Here is a 22878-nt window from a genome sequence, read left to right on the forward strand (position 1 = left end):
CTCCCTTTGGGAGAGGGTTGGGGTGAGGGTCAGCGGTATCACGCCTTCGCCGTTTCCAGCGCAATCTCCACCGGCTCCGGCCGTTTGATCACCGCATACACCACAGCTGTCACCACGCTGCCTGCTATGATCGCCAGCAAATACAACAATGCATGGTTAATCGCGTTCGGAATCAGCAGCACAAACAAACCACCATGCGGCGCCATCAGTTTGCAGCCGAAGTACATCGACAACGCACCCGTCAACGCCCCGCCCAAGATACTCGCTGGTATCACCCGCAGCGGGTCTTTGGCAGCAAAGGGAATGGCCCCCTCAGAAATAAAACACAACCCCAGCACCAGAGCAGCCTTGCCCGCCTCGCGCTCGGTCTGGGCAAACTTGCGGCGCGCTATGAATGTCGCAATCCCCAAGCCGATCGGCGGCACCATGCCCGCCGCCATCGTGGCCGCCATCGGCGCGTAGCTTTGCGACGCCAGCAGCCCTACCGAAAACGCATACGCCGCCTTGTTGATCGGCCCGCCAAGGTCAACACACATCATGCCGCCCAGCAGCACGCCCAGCAGAATCGCGTTCGTGGTGCCCATGCTGTCCAGGAAGTGAGTCAAGCCTTCCAGCATCCCGGCCACAGGCTTGCCCACCACGTAGATCATCACTAACCCGGTGAACAGGCTGGCAAACAACGGGATGATCAAAATCGGCTTGAGCGCCTCAAGACTCTGCGGCAACGTCGCATAGCGATTGATCGCTTTGGCACAGTACCCCGCGATAAAACCGGCAATGATCCCGCCGATAAAGCCGGCGCCCAAGGTGCTCGCCAACAAGCCACCTATCATCCCCGGCGCCAGGCCCGGACGGTCGGCAATCGAATAGGCGATATAACCCGCCAGCAACGGCACCATCAGCTTGAACGCGGCATCTCCGCCGATTTGCATCAGCGCCGCCGCTAACGTACCCGGCTCTTTATAGGCCTCGATGCCGAACACAAAAGACAGTGCAATCAACAAACCGCCCGCTACCACCATCGGCAACATAAACGACACACCCGTCAGCAGGTGTTTGTAGACGCCGGTTTTCTCTTGCTTGGCCGGGGCTCCGCCACCCGCAGCAGCGCTCTCCTGCTGACCTTCGCTCAGCGCTTTGTTAAGCGTGGCTTCAGCCTGCTTCAGCGCGATGCCCGTGCCACAACGGTAAATCTTCTTACCGGCGAAACGCTCTGTAGGTACTTCAATGTCGGCGGCCAACAGCACCACATCGGCGTCGCGGATGGCCTGCTCGCTCAAGGGATTACGAGCCCCTACAGAACCCTGGGTTTCGACCTGCAAGTCGTACCCCAAGCGCTTGGCAGCCTGCTGCAAGGCTTCGGCGGCCATGAAGGTGTGCGCTACCCCCGTCGGGCATGCCGTGACTGCCACAATTTTAGGCGTGCTCTGCGGTTTTTCAGTCTCAACAGCCTGCGCAGGCGCGACGTACACTTGGGCCTCTTTCACCCCACGCTGCAACACCGCCTCTACATCTTGCAGAGCCTGGGCCGGAGTGCTCTGAAACACTCGCTTGCCGATAAACCGCTGCATGTCCAATGGCGTGCTGCTCACCACCAGCACCCATTCGGCCTCGTCGAGTGTCGCTTTCGACAGTTGGCGCTCAGGGTGTTTGGGATCATGCACTTCAACGCTGGTGCTCCAGCCCTGACGCTGCGCCGCTGCATCCAGCAGGCGAGCACACAGCACACTGGTCACCATGCCGTTGGGGCAGCCCGTCACTATGGCTAATTTCATGGGTATTCCTCTTATTCTTTTGTCAGGTGGCGCACGTTTACGCGGCTTTCGAGCAGCGCTAACTGCACCGCATCGCTGATACCAAATCCAATCTGGGTAACCGCCATCGCCGCAATCGCGGTGGCCGTGCGCAAGGTCTGTTCGGGGCTGTGACCACTGATCAAGCCATGCAGCATGCCCGCCAGCAGCGAATCACCTGCGCCCACAGTGCTGGCCACACGAACCTTGGGCGGCACGGCCTGCAGGGCCACATGGCGACTGAACCAGTTAACCCCCTGCGCACCGTCAGAAATCACTACATGCTCGATGCCCTGAGCGAGTAATTGAGTCGCAGCGCCTACTTGGGCGGCCAGACTGTCCACTGCACAGGCCAGCGCGCCGCCCAACTCTTCGGTATTGGGCTTGACCAGCCAAGGACCGGCACTCAGGCCTTCTTTCAACGCCTCGCCACTGCTGTCCAATACCACTTTCAACCCCATCGCTTTAAGGCGCAGCAGTAACGCTCGTAACCACTGCGCACTGACGCCGCAGGGCAAGCTGCCTGCGACAACGACCGCGTCGTGAGCACTGGCAATCTGATCCAGTTTGTCGAGCAACGCTTGCTGGGCCAGTTCACTGACCTGCGGCCCCGGCCCGTTAAGGTCGGTCACGCGGCCATCGTCTTCCGCCAGTTTGATGTTGCTGCGGGTTTCGCCCGGTACGCGGATAAACGCATCGGCGAACCCTCTGCGGGCAAACAGTGCTTCAAACGCATGCGGATTCTGTTCACCCAGAAAACCACTGACGGTCACGGTGTGGCCTAAATCAGCCAGCACTTGGGCCACATTCACGCCTTTACCGGCGGCATGGGTGATTAAAGGCTGGCAGCGGTTGACCTCGCCGGGCACCAAGTGCGGCATGCGCACGGTCACGTCCAATGCGGGATTCAGGGTGATGCACAGTATTCTGGCCATTAGAGCGCTTCCACCAAGGCACGAACTTCATCCGGGCTGCCCACGCTCAACGCGTCAGCGGCCAAGGTTTTAAGGCGTTCCATCGACAATTCACGTACTCGAGCCTTGACCTCAGGAATGCTGCGCGCCGACACGCTCAACTCATCAACGCCAAGCCCCACCAACACCGGCACCGCCAGAGGGTCGGCCGCCAGTTCGCCGCATACCCCTACCCATTTGCCATGGGCATGGGCCGCACGGACGGTGATGTCGATCAGTTGCAACACGGCAGGATGCAAACCATCCGCCTGCGCCGACAAGGTCGGATGCCCCCGGTCGATGGCCAAGGTGTACTGGGTCAAATCGTTAGTACCGACGCTGAAGAAGTCGACTTCCTTGGCCAACACCGGCGCCAGCAAGGCCGCCGAGGGTACTTCGACCATGATGCCCAGCTGCAAATCAGCAACCGGTATTTCCACACGCAGACGCTCGGTCATGTCCCTCGCGGCGCGCCATTCGGCCACGCTACCCACCATCGGGAACATGATGCGCAGCGGACGGTTATCCGCGGAGCGCAACAGGGCACGCAACTGGCTTTCCATTATTTGTGGACGTTGCAGCGTAAGACGAATGCCGCGCACGCCCAAAAACGGGTTTTCTTCTTTCTCGATGGGCCAGTAGGACAAGGGTTTGTCACCGCCCACATCCAACGTGCGCACAACCAAAGGGCGACCATCAAGCCCATCCAGTACGCGTCGGTATTCGGCTTCCTGCGTGGCTTCGTCGGGCACTTGGGAGTGAGCCATGAAAATCAGTTCGGTACGCAACAGGCCAATGCCTTCTGCCCCCTGCTCCACCGCGCTGGCAACACCTTTGCTCTCACCGATATTGGCAAACACCTCAATTGCATGCCCATCCTGGGTGACAGCAGGTTCATGACGGCGCTCGGCGGCGGCCAGTAAACGTTGGTCGCGACTGTCGCGTTCCTGCGTGGCGCGCTGCAGGGCATCGGCACCAGGGGCCACATGCAAGCGGCCGCGCTGTCCGTCGATCAACAACGGCGTGCCCGGGGCCAGCAGCAATACGCTGTCGCCCGCCCCGACCAACGCCGGAATGCCCAGTGCACGGGCCACAATGGCACTGTGTGCGGTCGCACCGCCACGGGCGGTCAAAATCCCTGCAACACGCGCCGGATCAAGGCGCGCCACGTCCGAGGGGCCGACTTCGTCCATCACCAGCACATACGGCTGATCGGGTTCAGCAGGGGTTTCGATACCACACAACTGCGCCAGCACACGACGACCGATGTCGCGCAGATCGGCGGCCCGCTCGGCCAACAGCGCATCCTTCAATGACTCTTGCTTGAGCGCGGCCGCTTCAATAACCGACATCCATGCCGCTTCCGCGCTTTCGCCTTGCTTGAGGCGTGTGTCGACTTCGTCGGTGAGCTCGGGGTCGTCGAGCATTTCCTGATGAGTAATGAAAATCTCGCGAATGGCTTTGGACTGGCTGCGTTGAATCAGCCCGTCAATGTCTTGCCGCACATCCGCCAGGGCTTTTTGCAGGCGCTCGCGCTCAACCACGGATGACTCGCCCCGCAGCGGGTAATCCAGAATTGGCAGGACGTGAATATGCGCCGGGCCGACGGCGATACCAGGTGCCGCCGCAATGGCCTGAATCACGGTGCCAGCGGCCGGTGCCGTGAGCACTGCGGCAATGTCCGCCACCACGGACGGTGCTTCGGTTTCGATTGGCAATGGCTCTACTTCTTCGCCAAGGCCTTCTTCAATGGCGGCCAGGATCGCTGGCAGTGCATCGTCGGCAATACTCGGTTCAGCCACAAACTCCAGTACCTGACCGCGACGGGCGCCTAGGCTCAGAAGTTTGCTCAGGCTTTTGGCGGATACCGCAGAGTCTTGCCCCTCGACAACTCGCACGCGGATGTCGCCATCAAAACTTTTCGCCAGTTGCGCGAGAATCTTGGCCGGGCGCGCGTGCAAGCCGTGGGCATTGGGCAACGTGATGCGGGCGCTCGGCCAATCTGCCGGCAACTCGCCGCCCAGCACTTCGAGCACTGCACGACGGCTGGTGGCACGGCCCAGTTCATGGCCCCGGCCTTCAATCAGCAGCGCACACAAACGTTCGAGCAGGGCTTGATGCGCTTCGCCCAGGCTGGCCAGGCAAAACAACCCACTCAAGGGCTGGCCCAAATACCGGATCGGCTTGTCGGGAGTGACAAACGCCAGCCCCGGGCGCTTGACGGTTTGCTCGCTGTGCAGCCACCACAGACCGTCGCCCAGCGGCAGGGCTTCAACTTGTTGCAGCACGGCGGCAAAGCCATTGCTGACGCAGTCGGCTTGTCGCAACAAGCGTGCGCCGCGCCACACCAGCTCTTCAAAGTCATCCGCCGAGACCCCCAGGCCAATCATCTGCGCGTCCAGCGCCAATTCCTGCGGGGCGCCCTGAAGCAGCTTGAGTAAGGCTTCTGGTGTGCTGGCACGGCGCAATGCCTGGCCCAGATCGGTCTCACCAAGGGCACGAGTGAGCAATTGCAACAAACGCAAATGCTCGTCGGATTTGGCGGCAATGCCAATCGCCAGATAGACGATTTGGCCATCGCCCCAATCCACCCCCTCAGGGAACTGCAATAAACGCACGCCGGTGGCATACACCAGCTCACGGGTGTCCGGAGTGCCGTGGGGAATGGCAATACCTTGGCCCAAAAAGGTCGAACCTTGAGCCTCACGCGCTTGCAAGCCCTGAAGATAACCTTCAGCCACCAACCCATCGGCGACCAGCTTATCCGCGAGTAATTGCAGCGCCGCAGACTTATCCACAGCCGTTTGGCCCATGGAAATCTGCTCTATGGTGAGTTCGAGCATGCGTTCTCCTTTTCCGGCACTCTGTGGCGCCAGGTATTGTTTTGAATGAGGTCAGCTTAGGTTGTTAGCACCAGACCGCTTTGGGCCGATGTGTGGCAAGCACATCACGTGCGGAAAAACCTATTAAACACGCCTGCTGAAACGTTTAACCCTGACTGCACGGCACGTTACTGCATAATTGCCCGCGCTTGAAGCCCAACCTGTCGCATTGTTCGAGCCTGTGTTGGTACTGACACAAAAAAATACCGTGAGCACAAGGCAGACGATGATCGACTGCCACAATCGGGTAGGATTGGCGAAAATGTTGATATGTACTACAAAAAATAAGGAATTTTCGGCGTGAAGCTCAGTGATATAGCTCAACTGGCAGGTGTATCCGTCACCACGGCCAGCTACGTCATCAACGGCAAGGCCGAGCAGCAGCGCATCAGCAGCGCCACGGTCGAACGCGTGCGAGCGGTGGTTGAAGAGCACGGTTTCACCCCCAACCCGCAAGCGGCCGGGCTGCGCAGCCGGCACACACGCACACTGGGGTTTATCCTTCCCGACCTTGAAAACCCGAGTTATGCGCGCATCGCCAAGCAACTGGAAAAAGGTGCCCGTGCCCGTGGCTATCAGTTATTGATCGCCAGCTCCGATGATGCACCCGACAGCGAGCGTCAGTTGCTCAAATTGTTTCGTGCCCGCCGTTGCGATGCCCTGTTCGTCGCCAGTTGCTTGCCCGCCGAGGATGACAGCTACCGCACACTGCAAGAGCTGGGCATACCGATTATTGCAATTGACCGGACACTGGACCCGACGCGTTTTAGCTCGGTGATCAGCGATGACTGCGAAGCCAGTCTGCAATTGACCCGCAGCCTGTTACAACCCATGCCGCGACAGATCGTTTTGATCGGCGCTCGCCCCGAGCTGAGCGTCAGTCAGGCGCGCGCGGCGGGCTTCAAAAAAGCCCTGGAGCACTTTGAAGGCGACATCCTGATTGAGCACGGCAGCGCCTTTAGCCGAGAGTGTGGCCGACGCATTATCGACGAGTTACTGGAGCGCCTCGGGCATTTCCCCGATGCACTGGTGACAACCTCGTACGTGTTGCTGCAAGGGATGTTCGATGCGCTGCTGGAGCATCCAGAACAGAAGCCGCCGTTACGTCTGGCCACCTTTGGTGACACTCAGTTACTGGACTTCCTGCCATTGCCTGTAAATGCCATGGGCCAGCAGCATCAAAAGATTGCTGAAAAGGCGCTGGACCTTGCCTTGGCGGCCATTGAAGATCAACGCTATGAACCCGGCATCCACGCCATTGCCCGAGTGTTCAAACAGCGCATTCATCAGGCCTGACCATGCATTTGATCGACAGCCATACTCATCTCGACTTCCCGGACTTCGATGCGGATCGCGCTCAAGTGCTGAGCCAGAGTCGGGCATTGGGTGTCGAGCAAATGGTGGTGCTGGGGGTCTATCAAGAAAATTGGCAGCGGCTATGGAATCTGGTGCAAACAGACAGTCATCTGTTTGCCGCGTTTGGCTTGCACCCGGTGTACCTCAATCAGCACCGGGCCGAACATATGACTGAACTGGGCGAATGGCTGAGTAGGCTGGCCGGGCATCCGCAGGTGTGTGCCGTGGGTGAAATCGGCCTGGATTACTTTCTCCCCGAACTCGACCGTGGGGCTCAGCAACGGCTATTTGAAGCGCAGTTGCAATTGGCGGTCGATTTCCAGCTTCCTGCCTTGCTGCATGTTCGACGTAGCCATGCGCAAGTGATTGCGACACTCAAACGTTTTCGGCTCAAACGCGGGGGGATTATTCATGCCTTTGCGGGCAGTCGGGAAGAAGCGCGCGAGTACATAAAGCTGGGCTTTAAATTGGGCTTGGGAGGCGCCGCGACATGGCCCCAGGCTTTACGGATGCGCAGAGTGATTGCTGATTTGCCGTTGAGTGCCATTGTGCTGGAAACCGACTCACCGGACATGGCGCCGGCCATGTTTGCCAACCAGCGCAACAGCCCACAGCATCTACCGGCCATATGCCAGGCGCTGGCGCAGGTGATGGGTATCAGTGAAGAGCAGTTGGCTGAGGTGACGACGTTGAATGCGTGTGAGGTGTTTGGTTGGGTGAGCACACAAGATCGACCCTCACCCTAACCCTCTCCCTCCGGGAGAGGGTTAGGGTGAGGGGCTTTTGACGTTTAGAGCAGCAACGTCCACACCGCAAAACCGGCATACCACAACAACGCCGCGCGCAGCAGCAAAGCCCATAGCGTGTCCAGGCTCACAATACCCTCAGGTCCCGCCTGCGGTGCCGCGATTTCTGCCGCGGCACAACCGGCCTTGTTGATCAACTGCTCGGCGCTAATGTGCCAATTCAACAATTCATGCAACATCACCCGGCCCACCGCCGCGAAATTGCCCACCAACGCAAAACTTGCCGCCAGCAACCGTACCGGCACCCAGTCAAAGGCATGGCGAAGTTGCTGCGCCCGTTCGACCAACTCCGGGTTTTTACCTTGCTCGGCAGCCAGCGCCAACAAGCGATAGCTCAAGGCCGCCACGGGGCCCAGCAGGAAGTACCAAAAAATCACCGCAAAAAAACCCTGATACGACTGCCACAGCAAATGGCTTTGCACCTTTTCCAGTAATTGCTCGCCATTTTCAGCGGTGATACCAAGGTCACGCTCAGCAACATGAGCACCGGCCTGCAAGTCGCCGCGGCGCCAGGCATCTCGGAATGGCCCTAGCCCGGCCTCTACATCGCCTCTGCCCAGACTGTAAATCACCACCAGCACATGCACTGGCAACGCCAACAGACCATAGGCCACAGGGTCGAGCACCCATAGCAACAAGGCCAGCAAGGCCACCGGGCAGAGAATCAGAATGGCTAAGACCAGCCAGGGGCGGGTCACGAACTTCGGGCTGGCTTCCAGTGCGTGCAACTCTCGCAGCCAGCCCCCGTCACGCTGAAAACGCTGACGCAAACTCGAAAACTTTTCGATCAAGATCGCCAGCAGTAACACCACAAAACTCATTGCATCTCTCCTGTGTGCTGCAACGCGCCGCGATAGCGCTGCCAATCAAACGCAGGGCCCGGGTCAGTTTTACGCCCGGGGGCCACGTCACTGTGACCACATATCCGTTGCACGGTAATGGCGGGATAAGCCCCTTGCAGTTGCAAGGTCAAATCGACCAACGCGTCGTATTGAGCATCGGTGAACGGTAACTCATCGGTGCCTTCAAGCTCGATGCCCAGCGAGAAGTCGTTGCAAACCTCACGACCTTCAAAACTTGAAACACCGGCATGCCATGCGCGATCAAGGCATGAAACAAACTGCGTGATCTTGCCATCCCGTTCAATCAGAAAATGCGCACTGACTTTCAATTCACTGATGCTTTCGAAGAATGGATGCTCTGTGGCATTCAAATGATTCTGAAAGAACGCCTGAACCTTTCCGGTGGCAAACTGGCCGGGCGGCAAGCTGATGTTGTGGATAACCAGCAAGGAGATTTCGCCATCAGGGCGCTCATTGAAGTTGGGCGACGGGCAATGGCACACGCCTTCAAACCAACCGCTAGCGGGGTCCAGCAGCATACAGCCTCCTTCGACAACTCAAACCAAAGGTGCAGTATGCCGCGATGTGCCTGCAGATGGGCAGCAATCTGCCGTGGTCGCTTTAATGTGCCAGGCTGTCGATCATGGACGCCAGAGCCCGGTCGAATAACAGGCGCTCATCAATCAACTCAATCGCACCGCAGCGCAACTGTGCAATCAATTCCCCACGGGATTGCTCCACCACCTGAATACCGCTTCGGTTGACAAAAACATGCCGGTGTTCAGGGGCAACAATCGCAATGAGCTTGCAACGCTGGCGAATACCCTGCCCGTCCTTGATCTCGACCCAACTGCCAATGCGCAGTTGACTGACCAACAACAACCCCAAGTGATCCTGCTCTTCCAACTCGGCAAGGGGCTCTGCCGGCACCTGCTGAGAAGGCGCTGACAGGCCATCGATGAGGGCGAATTCAAGGGCTTCGACGCGCTCTCTTTCGGCGTTGGTAAATAACAGAAAATCGTGCAGCACGGTTTCCAGCGCGTCAGGGGTGCTCCCTGAATAAGCAGCCAACTGCCGCACGACTTGCTCAATGCAGGCGTGGAGCGGGTCATTGTCGCAATCAAGATTCGCGTCCCACCCGATCGCGGCCTGGGCCATGAGATTGAGCAAGCGCCGCGCCGGGTGCCTGTCAGAACTGAAAAAGTTCTGGTCCATTTGCGCAATCTTGAGGATGGGCAGTTGCACTTGAGCGACAAGATTCTTGAGCGCCGGCGAGAGGTTACGATCACCGCTGATGTATTCGAACAGTTGGCCCACCAACTGGCTCGCGTATTCCCCTGCACCCGGAACTTCCTGAGCGTGATCAGACGTGATCGCGCAGAGATTGGGCAATACCCCTGTGGCGATCAACAACTGATTGGCATCGGCATAAAGCTGCCCGGTATGCCTGAGCAGGTAATGTTCGAATAACTGCAGCGTGATCAGTTTGACTTTGATGTCGACACCTTGGTCGCGCTCAGCTTGAAGAAAATACTCACACAACATCGCCGGCCCCAGAGGGTTGCTCTGTTCATCCAGCTTCACCCAACTCAAGGTGTTGAAACGCGTACTCAAATGGCACAAAGCCAGATGATCACGATTCAACACTTTCGACACCATCGAGTTGACGGCCTCGGCACGGGCAAAATCATTGCCCAGCAGCGAAAAACCATTCGGGGAGAGCCCCTTGCCCAATAAAGTCGGTTCATTGGCCGAGGGCTGGGTCAGGGCGATAAAGGCATCAAACAGGCGATTGAGAAAACCACGTTCAATATTCTTTCGTTTGAGCCGCAGGTCGCGCATGGCCTCGAAAAACAGACTTTGCTCGACATTGCTCCGGGCTTTGTCGGCCATCTCGAACAGGGCTTTATCCGCGTTATCAAACAGCACCTGCAACTGCTGCTTGAGTTGCTGTGCCGCCTTGTCATGCACTTGTGACAGGATCACGGGCAAGCGGGTGAGCGGCGAGTGGGTCGCCAACTCCGTTGAGGCCCATTGTGGCCCTCCCCCTTTCCCTTCATTGTGCATCCCGCCCCCCAATCATGCGCGTCAAAGCTATGACGCCAAATAGAAGGCGGATTATCTTGTAAATCATGCCGCTTGTGCCAGCAGACTCTTCACTTCATGGCATGAGTGGTTGAATAAAACCTCAAACTGCCGAAAACCGCACAATTGTGGCCATTTACCCTGGGTGTCGCGCGCACCTTGGGTTCACTCCCGGCATGCCTCTATAATCGAAGCACTTTGTTTGTGGAGCTCGTTATGCCGAATTTACGTCTGGCCGACCTCACTGCCGAAATCGAAGCCAACGTGCGCCGTGCGTTAGCCGAAGACCTCGGCAGCGGCGACATCACTGCACAGCTGATCCCGGCCGAACGCCTGGCCAAAGCTTCAATCATTACGCGCCAAGCGGCTGTCATCAGCGGAACAGCGTGGGTCGATACCGTATTTCGTCAGCTGGACCCGCGTGTCGCAGTGCATTGGCAAGTGTCTGATGGCGAGCGCGTAACCCCGAACCAAATACTCTTTCACCTTGAAGGCCCGGCCCGCTCTCTGCTCAGCGGGGAACGCAGTGCCCTGAATTTTCTGCAACTGTTATCCGGTGTCGCGACTCACGCGCAGTCGCTGGCCGATCAGGTTGCTGATACCCAGGTCAAACTGCTCGACACCCGTAAAACCTTGCCCGGCCTGCGTCTCGCACAGAAATACGCCGTGACCTGTGGCGGTTGCCACAACCACCGCATCGGCCTGTACGACGCCTTTTTAATCAAGGAAAACCACATTGCAGCCTGCGGCGGCATTGCTCAGGCCATCATTGCCGCGCACAAAATTGCCCCGGGAAAACCCGTGGAAATCGAAGTGGAAAGCCTCTCGGAACTCAAAGAGGCGCTGGCGGCTGGCGCAGACATCATCATGCTCGACGAGTTGAGCATGGACGATATGCGCGAGGCCGTGCGCCTTAACGCGGGCAAGGCCAAACTGGAAGCCAGCGGCGGGATCAACGAAGCCACACTGCTTCCTATCGCCCAAACCGGGGTGGACTACATTTCAATTGGCGCCATGACCAAGGATGTCAAAGCGGTCGATTTGTCGATGCGGTTGAGTGTCTAGCGGGGGTTAGAGCTTCAAACGCTGCAAGCTACAGGCGGGTTTCAGCTTTTACCTGGAGCTTGCAGCTTAAAGCTTGCCGCTGCTTCAAACCCCAACAACCACTGTTTGGCAGCCAGCCCACCAGCAAACCCGGTCAGGCTGCCGTTGCTACCAATCACACGATGACACGGGATGATGATCGGGATTGGGTTGCGTCCGTTGGCAGCGCCCACCGCCCGTGAGGCTTTGGGGCGATCAAGCTGTTGCGAAATCTGCCCATAGCTGGCCGTTGTCCCGTATGCAATGGTCGTCAGCGCCTGCCATACCGACTGCTGGAAATCAGTGCCCTGCGGCTTGAGCGGCAGATCAAAAGTCTGTCGCTCTCCCGAAAAATACGCTTCAAGCTGGTGACGAACTTGCGCCAGCTGTTGCGCTGAATGCACCCAACCGTCCAGCGGCTCGTGCGGACGCTTTTCAAACTCGAAACGCACCTCTCGCAGTCCTTCATCATCGGCAACCAAAAAAAGAGGGCCGATAGGTGAAGGCATTTGATCGTAATAAATAAGGCTCATGCTCCCTCCTTGCGGGCTGCCGCCGAGTCTGTGGCAGCGCGCCATAAATACATGACGGAATAGGCCCGCCACGGGCGCCAGCTTTCGGCCAGCGATTGCAACGCTTGGGTCGTCAAGGGTGCGCCGTGAGGGTTGGCCTCGCGCCGCAAAATCAAATCTGCTGCGGGAAAAGCATCCGGGTGTTTAAGCACGCGCATGGCGATGTAATGAGCCGTCCATGGGCCAATGCCCGGTAATTGCACCCAGCGCTCAATAAAAGTGGGTAAAGGTTGCTCAAGGGCAAAGTCAACACGACCTTCCACCAGAGCACGCGCAATACCTTTGATCGTATCGATACGTGCCTGAGTAATCCCCATCTGCCCCAGATCCGCGTCGGCCAGTTGTGCAGGGCCAGGAAACAACCTCTCAAGGCGGGTTCCGGAGGGGGATTCAATCACCACTCCATAGCGCTGCACAATGCGACTGGCCAAGGTACGCGCGGCGGCCACGCTGACTTGCTGGCCCAATACCGCCCGCACGGCCACTTCAAAACCGTCCCAACCGCCCGGCAGCCGCAGGCCCGGATAGCGGGCCATTATCGGCGCCAGCAGTGGGCTGGCACTTAACGTTTGAGCAATGGCGAGCGGATCAGCGTCCAGATCAAACATCCGCCGAACCCGTGAAACCACGCCCAGCATTTGGCTCGGTGCCACATTCAACAGTTCCAATTGCAACGCATGCTGCTCACCGGGCCACGCGCTGATCCGCAACCAGCCAGGGGCATCGCCCGTGCCAATGACCCGTTGATAGCTGTGCTCATCCACCTGTTCAATGCCAGGTAAGGCACGGTTGCGTAGAAACCCCAGCAGCGCCGCGAAATCATAAGGCGGGCGATAACTCAGGCGCAGCACCAATGCATTGTCCGCCCGCGCTTTTGGGCTGCGCCTGAAAGCTCTGGGCTGCACGTGATTGGCCTCGGCAAAGGCTGCATTGAAACGCCGCAGGCTGCCAAAACCTGAAGCCATCGCCACTTCAGTGATCGACATAGGGGTTTCGGTCAACAGTTGCTTGGCAAAAAGCAATCGCTGAGTGGCGTGCACCGCCATCGGTGGTGCGCCCAAATACTGCACGAACAACCTGCGTACTTGTCGGGCGCTGACATGCAAGCGCTCAGCCAGCCTCTCCAGCGAGTGGTCAGCCAAAAAACCTTCATTGATCAGTTTCAATGCTCGGGCCACTAAATGCTCACCCTGCTGCCAGAAGGGATTACCCGGTGCCAGCTCCGGGCGGCAACGCAAACAAGGGCGAAAACCCTCGGCTTGAGCCGCCGCAGCACTGGGGTAATACACCACGTTTTCAGCTTTGGGCGCGCGCGCCGGACAGACCGGGCGGCAGTAGATGCGCGTACTCAGCACCGCTGTAAAAAACACCCCGTCGAACCGCGAATCGCGGCTCAGACGCGCGATTTCACAGGCGGCGGTGCTGGGTACACTAAGACTGTCGGATGTGTTCATAGCCTGCACGATAGCACTGGCAATGGGCCGAATCTCGCCATTTTCGGACGTGGATGTTGCCGTTTTGCGGGCGCTTAAGGCTCCCTCTAAATTAAATACGCACCGGTGCGAGGCTTACTTGCACGCTCCTTTTTCCAGACACGTACCGCTTTGTGTCCACACCAGGGTGCTGCCCGATTCACTTAACGCAGGCGCCAGCACGCTGGTCCAGCCACCCGCAGCCTGAGTGCCGGTCAGGGTAATCACGCCATCAATCACCGTCATGCCAGCAGCCAGGTTATCCGTCGCATCGGCCGGCCCAGGAATGCCATGGCTGCCTGCATCGCATACCGTCAAATCATTGCTCTCGCTGTAGCACAGTGCTACCGCGGTTTTGTAGGTGTTGCTAATGGCGTTCACTTCTGCGAACCGGGCCTTCATGGTGTGCTCGGTGTACGCGGGCAATGCAAACGAGGCGATCAGACCAATAATCGCTACCACGATCATCAATTCGATCAGGGTGAAGCCTTTTTGTTGTTTCACAAGTCATCTCCAAAATAAAGACGCGGCACCTTGGCCAAATGCCATAGCCGTTCTGAGCCGCCAAAAATGGCGCACAGGCTATCAAGGTTAGCCCGCCGATGCTCCACAACCGCTCCGCTGACACCTTTGGACACGCTCCCATGGACGGCCTGGCATGAACGGCACCTAGTCTTTTGGTTCAGCGCTCGCACGAGCCATCAGCGCCACAAGGACCAGCCGCATGCCTACACAACCCGTTAAGACCCGTCTGTATCAGTGGGAAGGAACAGACCTCGCGGGGGCCAAAACCAAGGGGGAAACAAGCGCCGAAAGTCAGGCGATGATACGCGTTCTGCTGCGCCGCCAAGGTATTACCGCATGTCACATTCGACGTAAAACCCATCGCGGACGACTCGGCGTTCAATCCATCAAAGGGTTGGATATCATGCTGTTCACACGCCAACTGGCCTCGTTGATCAAAGCAGGCATTTCACTGATACAAGCATTGGACGTGATTGCAGAGGGAGTTGAGTTGCCCGCCATGCGTGAACTGGTGATCGACCTGAAACAGGACATCTGCGCAGGCACCAGCCTGGCCAATGCATTACGTAAAAAACCGGCACATTTCGACGCTCTTTTTTGCAATTTGATTGATGCCGGCGAACAGGCAGGCGCTTTGGATGTACTGCTGGAACGCATAGCAACCTATAAAGAAAAAACCCAGGCACTGAAAAAGAAAATACAGAAAGCCATGACCTACCCTATCGCCGTACTGGTGGTGGCAGTGATGGTCTGCGGGATTTTACTGCTCGAAGTCGTACCGCAATTTCAACGTGTGTTCAGTTCGTTTGACGCTCAACTTCCAGCGCTCACCCTGTGGGTCATCGCGTTATCGCAGGTGCTTCAAGACCACGCAATAGGGTTGGTGTCAGCGGTGAGCCTTGTGGTTGCGGGCCTGCACTATCGGTACAAACACTCTGAGTTGTTACGTCAAAACATTGATAAATGGCTACTAAAAATGCCCGTTATGGGTAACCTGCTGCACGTGTCGGCCATAGCCCGCTTCGCCCGCACACTCGCAACGACCATTGCCGCCGGGGTGCCCTTGCTGGAGGCGCTAAATGCTGTCGCCGGCACCACAGGCAACAACGTTTATAAAGACGCCGTGCTAAAGCTTAAACATCAGGTGGCAACAGGGTCGCAGATCCATGTCGCCATGGCCGCTACCGGCGTATTTCCCGGCATGGCGATTCAGATGACAGCTATAGGCGAAGAATCCGGCACACTGGAAAGCATGCTTGACCATCTGGCCACCTATTATGAGAACGAGGTCGACACATTGACCGATAGCCTGACAACCTTGATGGAGCCAGCCATCATGCTGGTTTTGGGCGTCATGGTAGGCGGTCTGGTAATCGCCATGTATCTACCTATATTCAAACTAGGCCAAGTAATTTGAGCATGATCGACCTGTTCACCCGTTACACCGACCTCTTCATTGCCAGCGCACTTGTACTTGGATTACTGGTAGGCAGCTTTCTCAATGTGCTGGTGTGGCGCCTGCCCAAGATGCTTGAGCACGATTGGCAAGCGCAAGCCCGCGAGTTGCTGTCTCTGCCCGCGCCCGACAAAGGCCCTGTGTATAACTTGTTGCTGCCCCACTCTCATTGCCCCCATTGCCAACACCGCCTGCGTGCATGGGAAAACATCCCGCTGATCAGTTACCTGTTCCTGCGCGGCAAGTGCGCGCAATGCAAGAAAGCCATTAGCCCGCGTTACCCGCTGACCGAGCTGGCCTGTGGATTATTGTCAGCCTTTATCGCCTGGCATTTTGGCGTCAGTGCGCAAGCGGGCTGGATGCTCGTGCTGACCTGGGGGTTGATCGCCATTTGCCTGATCGATCTGGAGCATATGATCGTTCCTGATGTGCTGGTGTTGCCCCTACTGTGGCTGGGCTTGCTGCTCAACAGTTTCGACACCTTTACCAGCCTGTCGCAGGCGGTTTGGGCCGCCGCATTGGGCTATGCCTGCCTGTGGTCGATCTTTTGGGTCTTCAAACTGCTGACCGGCAAGGACGGTCTGGGCTATGGCGACTTCAAATTACTGGCCATGATTGGCGCGTGGGGCGGCATCGCGGTGCTACCGTTAACCCTGCTGCTCGCCTCGCTATCGGGCGCGGTGGTTGGCGTGTTGATGTTGGCCTTGCGCCGCACGCAAGCCTCTACTCAGATCCCCTTTGCCCCCTACCTGGCAATTGCTGGCTGGATTGCATTGCTCTGGGGTGATCAAATAACCACTTTCTATTGGCAGCTTTCGAGTTGATATGAATACCCCTTCTACACACCCCTGGATTCTCGGCCTGACTGGCGGCATCGGCAGCGGCAAAAGTGCTGCCGCCGAGCATTTTGCGGCGCTGGGCGTCCACGTGGTTGACGCCGACCATGCGGCGCGCTGGGTAGTGGAACCGGGGCGCCCGGCGCTGAGCAAAATTGCTGAGCACTTCGGCGAGCAAGTGCTGCAAGCCGATGGGCAACTCAATCGCGGTGCGTTGCGCACGCTTGTTTTCAGCGAACCGGAGCAACGCCGCTGGCTCGAAGCCCTGCTGCACCCGCTGATTCGTGAAGAAATCGCCAACAATCTGGCACAGGCCCAATCGCCCTACGCCATTCTGGTTTCACCGTTATTGATCGAGTCCGGGCAACACACCACGACTCAACGCGTGCTGGTGATCGACGTGCCGCAGGCGTTGCAGATTCAGCGCACGCTTAAACGCGACAACACCAGCGAAGAACAGGTACACGCCATTCTCAAGGCACAAGCCAGCCGCGAAGATCGCCTTCGCCACGCTGACGACATACTCACCAATGACCGCGACCTGGCGGCTCTCAAGACAGAAGTCGAGCGCCTGCATCATTTTTATTTAACGTTGCGCGGAGGCCAACCATGACCAAACCTATGACCGTAGACTGCCCGACTTGTGGCACAGCCCTGGAATGGAAGCCCACCAACCCGTTCCGTCCATTTTGCTCAGACCGCTGCAAACTGATCGATCTGGGTGCATGGGCCAGCGAAGAGCACAAAATCCCGGTTAGCCCGGATGCTGAAGATGAACTTTTTTCTGAAGACTTGCCTGAGCAAGTGCATTAAACGAGGAGCGCCGGGCAGCGGCTGCGAGCCCGAACACGTTTCGGGCTCTCGGTAACCCCTGTTTCAACGCTAAGGTGCCTGTATATGGACGACTCAGATTATCTGCGCCTGCTCACGATCCAGGCCGAACAAGCCAATGCATTTTTATCCAATGCTCGCAAATGGGAGCGTGAGCGCTGGGTATGCCAGCGCCTGCTTCAGGGGTTGAATGTTCCCTACCACACTGAAGACTTCACACCCGCCAGCCAGGAACCCCCGGATGTGCTGTTTGGCGAAGCGCGTTTCGAAGTGTTTTTTGTGCTCGACGAAGGTCGACGCTTGAATGACGAATGGCGCGAAGAGCTCCAACGACGACGCAGTGCATATTCCCTGAGCCAACTGGTACGCCGTGAAGCACGGCCCAAACGCATTCCCGCGAGCAAGCTGCTGCAACGACTGGGCCCGACTCTGCACAAAAAAGCCAAGAACTATTTAGAGCGTGATATCGATCTGGGGCAACTGGACATCATTGCCTTCTCCAGCCTCAAACGCGAGGTACTGGACCTCAACAGCCACTTCCCGCCGCCGACCGAGTATTTGCGTATGGGCTGGCGCTCCTTGTCACTGGTGGGCCCCACCTTCGCCCGTGTGCTGTTCGCGCAACCGGATGCACCCGATTTTCTACGCAACAACCTGGGCCGCAGCATTATTTTTGATGTGGGTATCAGTCTGTGAGCCCTCTGCAAGAGTTGATAGCGAACGTCCCGCAAACCGGGCTCGTACGCTGGATTGGCGTACGCCCCGAATCTCGTGCCGAAATGCTGGTGCTCGATGCCGTCGAAGCCCGGCGCGAAGCCGGACTGACCGGCGACCATGCACGACCCGGCGCTCGCAATGCCCGACAAGTCACACTTATTCAGTGGGAACATCTGGCTGTGATCAACTCATTGCTGGGACGGGCGCCCGATCAACCGGTTGTGGCGCAAGACTTGCGCCGCAATCTGGTCATCAGCGGGATCAACCTGTTTAGCCTCAAAGGCCGACGGTTCAAGATTGGCCAGGCCATTTTCGAAACGACCGGCTGGTGCCAACCTTGCGCCCGGCTTGAGCAACGGCTGGGTGAGGGGACGTTTCAGGCAGTACGCGGCCATGGCGGTATCACGGCACGGGTAATTGAAAGTGGCATCATTCGTCTAGACGACCAAGTAAGTGTCGAGCCGCTGGGTCCCAACGGCTATGCTTCATTTCATCCCGGTTGATCACTGCTGTAGCTTTAACACCGCCTGCAACGTCTATCGGATGAGGCCTTAAATATGTCCAGCCGCCTGAACCCAGATGATCAAAAGCATGTCGAAGAGTACCTGCTGCTTCCTCAACACCAAGTTGAGCGCCGGCCTTTCAGGCCGTGGCTGCTCCTTGCTGTGGTGGTGATCGTGGTGATTGGCCTCGGCCTTTTGAGCCGCCTCCTGAGTTATCTGGCGCTATGAGCTGCGTAGCGCTCGCCCGGATTGCTCAGGCACAGAATTTTTTTTCAAGCCTTGTGAGTGATACCTATGTCCCATCGTATTGTTATTGTCGGCGGCGGTGCCGGCGGCCTGGAGTTGGCGACCCGCCTGGGCAAGACTCTGGGTAAGCGCGGCAAAGCCAGCGTCACGCTGGTCGACGCCAACCTGACCCATATCTGGAAGCCGTTGCTGCATGAAGTCGCCGCTGGCTCGCTGAACTCCTCTGAAGATGAGCTCAACTATGTCGCCCAAGCTAAATGGAACCACTTCGAGTTCCAGCTGGGGCGCATGAGCGGTCTGGACCGCGATGGGAAAAAGATCTCATTGTCGGCGACCCTCGACGAAAACGGTCAGGAATTGGTGCCAGCGCGCGACTTGAGTTACGACACGCTGGTGATTGCCGTGGGCAGTACCACCAACGACTTCGGCACCCAGGGCGCAGCGGAGCACTGTTTGTTTCTCGACACCCGCAAACAGGCAGAGAAGTTTCACCAACAATTGCTTAATCACTACCTGCGCGCGCACGCCGGGCAAACCGATGCCGTTGAGCAAATCAGCGTCGCAATTGTAGGTGCCGGGGCAACCGGTGTTGAACTGGCCGCCGAACTGCACAATGCCGCGCACGAGCTGGCGGCTTACGGGCTGGATCGGATCAAGCCGGAAAACATGCACATCACTCTGATCGAAGCCGGTCCACGGGTGCTGCCTGCCCTGCCGGAACGTATTGGCGGGCCTGTGCATAAAACCCTGGAAAAACTTGGCGTCACCGTACTGACTAACGCCGCCGTGAGCGAAGTGACTGCTGACAGCCTGATCACCAAGGATGGCCAAGTCATTCCTGCCAGCCTGAAAGTATGGGCAGCAGGCATTCGGGCACCGGGCTTTCTGAAAGACATTGCCGGGCTGGAAACCAACCGCATTAACCAATTGGTCGTGCGCCCTACCCTGCAAACGACGCACGATGACAACATCTTTGCCTTTGGCGACTGTGCGGCGTGCCCGCAACCGGGCAGTGACAAGATGGTTCCTCCTCGCGCGCAAGCCGCTCACCAGCAAGCGTCGCTGCTGGCCAAGTCGTTGAAACTGCGCCTGGAAGGTAAAACGCAATTACCGGACTACCACTACCGCGATTATGGTTCGCTGATTTCGCTGTCGAGCTTTTCGGCGGTGGGTAACTTGATGGGCAGCTTGATGGGTACCGTCATGCTGGAAGGCTGGTTGGCGCGAATGTTCTATATCTCGCTGTATCGCATGCACCAGATGGCGCTTTACGGCACGTTCCGTACGTTGATGCTGATGCTTGGCAGCAGAATCGGACGCGGCACCGAGCCGCGTCTGAAACTGCACTAAATAACCACCCTCGGCCCCGCGAGCAAGCGCTTGCGGGGCGCAGAACCTAACGACCCGTGTGGTTACCCGCCTCGCCCTCACGGCCTTTGAAGCCATGAGGCTGGTGCTCATCGAAGAACTCAACCGCACGTTTGAAGTCAGCCAGCAGCAACTTGGCCATGTCGATCGACAGGCCTTGCTTGACCAGAATCCGCTGCACGACGACGTTTTCGACATTTGCTGGCAAGCTATACGCCGGCACCAACCAACCCCGCGTACGCAACCGATCCGCCAGATCATAGAGCGAATAACTCACCTTCGCGCCCGGCTTCAAACGCCATGTGAGCGCGGGGATACCCAACTGTGGATTGCCGTCATAGAGCATTTCGAACGGGCCGATCTTGACCACTTCGCTGGCCAGAAATTGTGCCGTCTCATAGCACGCCGAATGAATTCGCTCGTAACCTTCACGCCCCAGGCGCAAGAAATTGTAGTACTGCGCAATGATTTGCCCCGCCGGACGCGAGAAGTTCAAGGCGAAGGTTGGCATGTCCCCGCCCAGGTAATTCACGTGGAAGATCAAACCTTCAGGTAGCTCTTTGACGTCACGCCAGATCACCCAGCCTGCCCCCAGCGGTGCCAAGCCAAACTTGTGCCCCGATGTACTGATGGACTTGACGCGTGCGACACGGAAATCCCAAAGAACATCAGGTGCACAAAACGGAGCCAGCATCGCGCCACTTGCACCGTCAACGTGAATATCAACGCTCAAGCCAGTGCGCTTGTCCAGATCATCCAGCGCATCCGAAAGCGGTTTTACCGTTTCATAGAGACCGGTGAAGGTCTGCCCAAACGTTGGTACTACCACAATCGTATTTTCATCAACACGCGACAGCATGTCTTCGGGCGTCATAAACCACTGCCCTTCGGACATCGGCACTTCACGAATTTCGACATCCCAGTAACGGGCAAATTTGTGCCAGCAAACTTGTACCGGACCACAGACCATGTTCGGGGTGGACGTAGGCTTGCCTGCCGCCTTGCGTACCGCACGCCAGCGCCACAGAGCAGCGAGACCACCGAGCATGCAAGCCTCACTGGAGCCTACGGTTGATGTGCCGATAGTGGTCGCAGCTTCCGGGGAGTGCCATAGGTCCGCCAGCATGTGAATGCAACGGTTTTCCAGCTCGGCGGACTGGGGGTATTCGTCCTTGTCGATCATGTTTTTGTCGATCGACAGGTCCATCAGTTTGTGAACTTCATCCTCTTCCCACGTTTGGCAAAACGTGGCGAGGTTCTGCCGAGAGTTGCCATCGAGATACAACTCATCATGAACCAGCTGAAACACATCCCCGGGGGATTGCTCAGCCTCGGGAAATTGCTTGGTCGCTGCAACATGCGCCAGCGCGGAAGAACCAAATACAGGGTCAATATCCTTATTGCTCTTGATACGGTGAAGGGCCATTTAATCTCTCCTTGAGTATGGGTCAACCGGGGCGTGCCTTAATCAACTGAGGCTCGATCAGACCCAGCCAGCATAGACAACCTTTTGAGGGATGCCGTCCGATAATCGATCGATGTGAATTTTCCGATCTATAGTCTTTTGTCTTCAACGTACTCACGGAGCGAGCACCATGAAACAAAGACCCACCACCCTCAATAGCGAGGTCAAGCAGGCACTGGACGAAGCGCTGCAGCGCTATAGCGGCAACCATCATGGAAAAAACGCCAGTTACATTCCCTATCTGGCCTCAGTACCTTCGAATCTGTTTGGCATCAGCATCATGTTTTGCGATGGCACGCATGCCGAAGTGGGCGACACCGATTACGCCTTCGCCATTGAGTCAATTTCCAAGGTATTTACGCTGGCCCACGTGCTGGATGAAGTGGGGCCCCAAGTCTTGCGCAGCAAGATCGGCTGCGACCCGACCGGCGAACCCTTCAATTCGGTCATTGCTCTGGAACTGCACAAAGGCCGCCCCCTGAACCCCTTCGTCAACGCCGGTGCGATGGCGACTGTCAGCCTGATCAAAGCCGAGACGGCAAAAGATCGCTGGGATCAGATTCAAGCAACCTACAACGCTTTCGCAGGGCGCGAATTGTCCGTCAACGAAGAAGTTTATCAATCGGAAGCCAACACCAATCAGCACAACCGCGGCATTGCCTGGCTGTTGCAAAGCTATGGCTATATGCACGCCGATCCCATGCAAGTGTGCGACGTTTACACCCGCCAATGCTCCGTTTCGATTACCTGCCATGACCTCGTGACCATGGGCGTGACACTGGCTAATGGCGGCGTGAACCCCATTACGGGCAAGCGTGTTGTGGCCGCTAAAAATGTGGCACCGATTCTTTCCGAGATGACCTTGAATGGCCTGTATGACACCACGGGCGACTGGTACTACAAGGTCGGCTTACCGGGTAAAAGCGGGGTTGGCGGTGGAATTCTGGCCGTAGTGCCGGGCGTGTGCGCCATTGCCGCCTTTGCCCCGCCTTTGGATGTGGCGGGTAACAGCGTGCGCGGCCAGCTAGCCGCCGAGCACCTGAGCCGCACGCTTAATCTGAGCCTGCTGCACGAATTCGCGTAAGGG

General features: G+C 57.7%; 22 protein-coding genes. 12 read left to right on the top strand and 10 right to left on the bottom strand.

Going from position 1 to position 22878, the window contains the following annotated elements; translation table 11 throughout:
- Positions 1 to 38: 38 nt before the first annotated feature.
- From EQV93_RS02280 to ptsP, 3 genes are read right to left on the bottom strand one after another with little or no spacing between them, the layout of a single operon-like run.
- Complete coding sequence (locus EQV93_RS02280; RefSeq protein ID WP_146425531.1) at positions 39 to 1775, bottom strand: PTS fructose-like transporter subunit IIB; 1737 nt, start codon at positions 1773 to 1775, stop codon at positions 39 to 41.
- An 11-nt stretch (positions 1776 to 1786) separates the two neighbouring features.
- Complete coding sequence (gene pfkB, locus EQV93_RS02285; RefSeq protein ID WP_122785804.1) at positions 1787 to 2728, bottom strand: 1-phosphofructokinase; 942 nt, start codon at positions 2726 to 2728, stop codon at positions 1787 to 1789.
- Positions 2728 to 5589 (bottom strand): phosphoenolpyruvate--protein phosphotransferase, encoded by a 2862-nt coding sequence (gene ptsP / locus EQV93_RS02290; RefSeq protein WP_240890809.1) that lies wholly within the window; start codon positions 5587 to 5589, stop codon positions 2728 to 2730. Before ptsP ends, pfkB begins: the two co-directional genes overlap by 1 nt.
- Positions 5590 to 5928: 339 nt before the next feature.
- Here ptsP and cra point away from each other — a divergent pair, with 339 nt between their 5' ends.
- A complete protein-coding gene (gene cra / locus EQV93_RS02295; RefSeq protein WP_122785806.1) occupies positions 5929 to 6924 on the top strand; it encodes a catabolite repressor/activator in 996 nt (331 codons plus the stop codon).
- Between the two features lie 2 nt (positions 6925 to 6926).
- Positions 6927 to 7730, top strand: coding sequence for a TatD family hydrolase (locus tag EQV93_RS02300; RefSeq protein ID WP_240890810.1), 804 nt, complete (start codon positions 6927 to 6929; stop codon positions 7728 to 7730).
- A 44-nt stretch (positions 7731 to 7774) separates the two neighbouring features.
- On the opposite strand, the gene ampE is transcribed toward EQV93_RS02300, so the two are convergent.
- The 3 genes from ampE to EQV93_RS02315 form a co-directional block, all read right to left on the bottom strand.
- Positions 7775 to 8611, bottom strand: coding sequence for a regulatory signaling modulator protein AmpE (ampE, locus tag EQV93_RS02305; protein WP_122785808.1), 837 nt, complete (start codon positions 8609 to 8611; stop codon positions 7775 to 7777).
- Positions 8608 to 9171: a 1,6-anhydro-N-acetylmuramyl-L-alanine amidase AmpD gene (gene ampD / locus EQV93_RS02310; protein ID WP_240890811.1), complete on the bottom strand. Its 564-nt coding sequence runs from the start codon at positions 9169 to 9171 to the stop codon at positions 8608 to 8610. The genes ampE and ampD overlap by 4 nt, the downstream gene beginning before the upstream one ends.
- An 82-nt stretch (positions 9172 to 9253) precedes the next feature.
- Entirely contained in the window at positions 9254 to 10699 is a 1446-nt protein-coding gene (locus EQV93_RS02315; RefSeq protein ID WP_240890812.1) for a DUF1631 family protein, read from the bottom strand.
- Between the two features lie 234 nt (positions 10700 to 10933).
- Between EQV93_RS02315 and nadC the strand changes: the two genes are divergently transcribed.
- Complete coding sequence (gene nadC, locus EQV93_RS02320) at positions 10934 to 11782, top strand: carboxylating nicotinate-nucleotide diphosphorylase (RefSeq protein ID WP_122785811.1); 849 nt, start codon at positions 10934 to 10936, stop codon at positions 11780 to 11782.
- A 41-nt stretch (positions 11783 to 11823) separates the two neighbouring features.
- Here the strand turns inward: nadC and EQV93_RS02325 are convergent, their stop codons facing one another.
- From EQV93_RS02325 to EQV93_RS02335, 3 genes are all read right to left on the bottom strand, one after another.
- Entirely contained in the window at positions 11824 to 12333 is a 510-nt protein-coding gene (locus tag EQV93_RS02325) for a methylated-DNA--[protein]-cysteine S-methyltransferase (protein WP_122785812.1), read from the bottom strand.
- Positions 12330 to 13826 (bottom strand): DNA-3-methyladenine glycosylase 2, encoded by a 1497-nt coding sequence (locus tag EQV93_RS02330; protein ID WP_122785813.1) that lies wholly within the window; start codon positions 13824 to 13826, stop codon positions 12330 to 12332. The genes EQV93_RS02325 and EQV93_RS02330 overlap by 4 nt, the downstream gene beginning before the upstream one ends.
- Before the next feature lie 114 nt (positions 13827 to 13940).
- Positions 13941 to 14348, bottom strand: a complete 408-nt coding sequence (locus EQV93_RS02335) for a pilin (RefSeq protein ID WP_122785814.1) — start codon at positions 14346 to 14348, stop codon at positions 13941 to 13943.
- 220 nt (positions 14349 to 14568) lie between these two features.
- Here EQV93_RS02335 and EQV93_RS02340 point away from each other — a divergent pair, with 220 nt between their 5' ends.
- The 8 genes from EQV93_RS02340 (at position 14569) to EQV93_RS02375 (ending at position 20308) form a co-directional block, all read left to right on the top strand.
- Positions 14569 to 15786 (top strand): type II secretion system F family protein, encoded by a 1218-nt coding sequence (locus EQV93_RS02340; protein WP_240890813.1) that lies wholly within the window; start codon positions 14569 to 14571, stop codon positions 15784 to 15786.
- Between the two features lie 2 nt (positions 15787 to 15788).
- Positions 15789 to 16649 (top strand): prepilin peptidase, encoded by an 861-nt coding sequence (locus EQV93_RS02345; protein ID WP_122785816.1) that lies wholly within the window; start codon positions 15789 to 15791, stop codon positions 16647 to 16649.
- 1 nt (position 16650) lies between these two features.
- A complete protein-coding gene (coaE, locus tag EQV93_RS02350; RefSeq protein ID WP_240890814.1) occupies positions 16651 to 17274 on the top strand; it encodes a dephospho-CoA kinase in 624 nt (207 codons plus the stop codon).
- Complete coding sequence (gene yacG, locus EQV93_RS02355; RefSeq protein WP_122785818.1) at positions 17271 to 17474, top strand: DNA gyrase inhibitor YacG; 204 nt, start codon at positions 17271 to 17273, stop codon at positions 17472 to 17474. Before coaE ends, yacG begins: the two co-directional genes overlap by 4 nt.
- Before the next feature lie 84 nt (positions 17475 to 17558).
- The gene (locus EQV93_RS02360) at positions 17559 to 18188 is read left to right on the top strand and encodes a DUF1780 domain-containing protein (protein WP_146384323.1); all 630 of its coding nucleotides are present in this window, start codon (positions 17559 to 17561) and stop codon (positions 18186 to 18188) included.
- Positions 18185 to 18712, top strand: coding sequence for an MOSC domain-containing protein (locus EQV93_RS02365; protein WP_122785820.1), 528 nt, complete (start codon positions 18185 to 18187; stop codon positions 18710 to 18712). Before EQV93_RS02360 ends, EQV93_RS02365 begins: the two co-directional genes overlap by 4 nt.
- Before the next feature lie 54 nt (positions 18713 to 18766).
- Positions 18767 to 18940 (top strand): DUF3094 family protein, encoded by a 174-nt coding sequence (locus tag EQV93_RS02370; RefSeq protein ID WP_122785821.1) that lies wholly within the window; start codon positions 18767 to 18769, stop codon positions 18938 to 18940.
- A gap of 66 nt (positions 18941 to 19006) precedes the next feature.
- Positions 19007 to 20308 (top strand): NAD(P)/FAD-dependent oxidoreductase, encoded by a 1302-nt coding sequence (locus tag EQV93_RS02375; protein ID WP_122785822.1) that lies wholly within the window; start codon positions 19007 to 19009, stop codon positions 20306 to 20308.
- 46 nt (positions 20309 to 20354) lie between these two features.
- Here the strand turns inward: EQV93_RS02375 and EQV93_RS02380 are convergent, their stop codons facing one another.
- Complete coding sequence (locus EQV93_RS02380; protein ID WP_122785823.1) at positions 20355 to 21752, bottom strand: glutamate decarboxylase; 1398 nt, start codon at positions 21750 to 21752, stop codon at positions 20355 to 20357.
- Positions 21753 to 21921: 169 nt separating this feature from the next.
- Here EQV93_RS02380 and glsA point away from each other — a divergent pair, with 169 nt between their 5' ends.
- Complete coding sequence (glsA, locus tag EQV93_RS02385; RefSeq protein WP_240890815.1) at positions 21922 to 22875, top strand: glutaminase A; 954 nt, start codon at positions 21922 to 21924, stop codon at positions 22873 to 22875.
- The last annotated feature ends 3 nt before the right edge of the window (positions 22876 to 22878 follow it).

The organism is Pseudomonas sp. TMW22091 (assembly GCF_022496705.1).
GTDB lineage: Bacteria > Pseudomonadota > Gammaproteobacteria > Pseudomonadales > Pseudomonadaceae > Aquipseudomonas > Aquipseudomonas saxonica.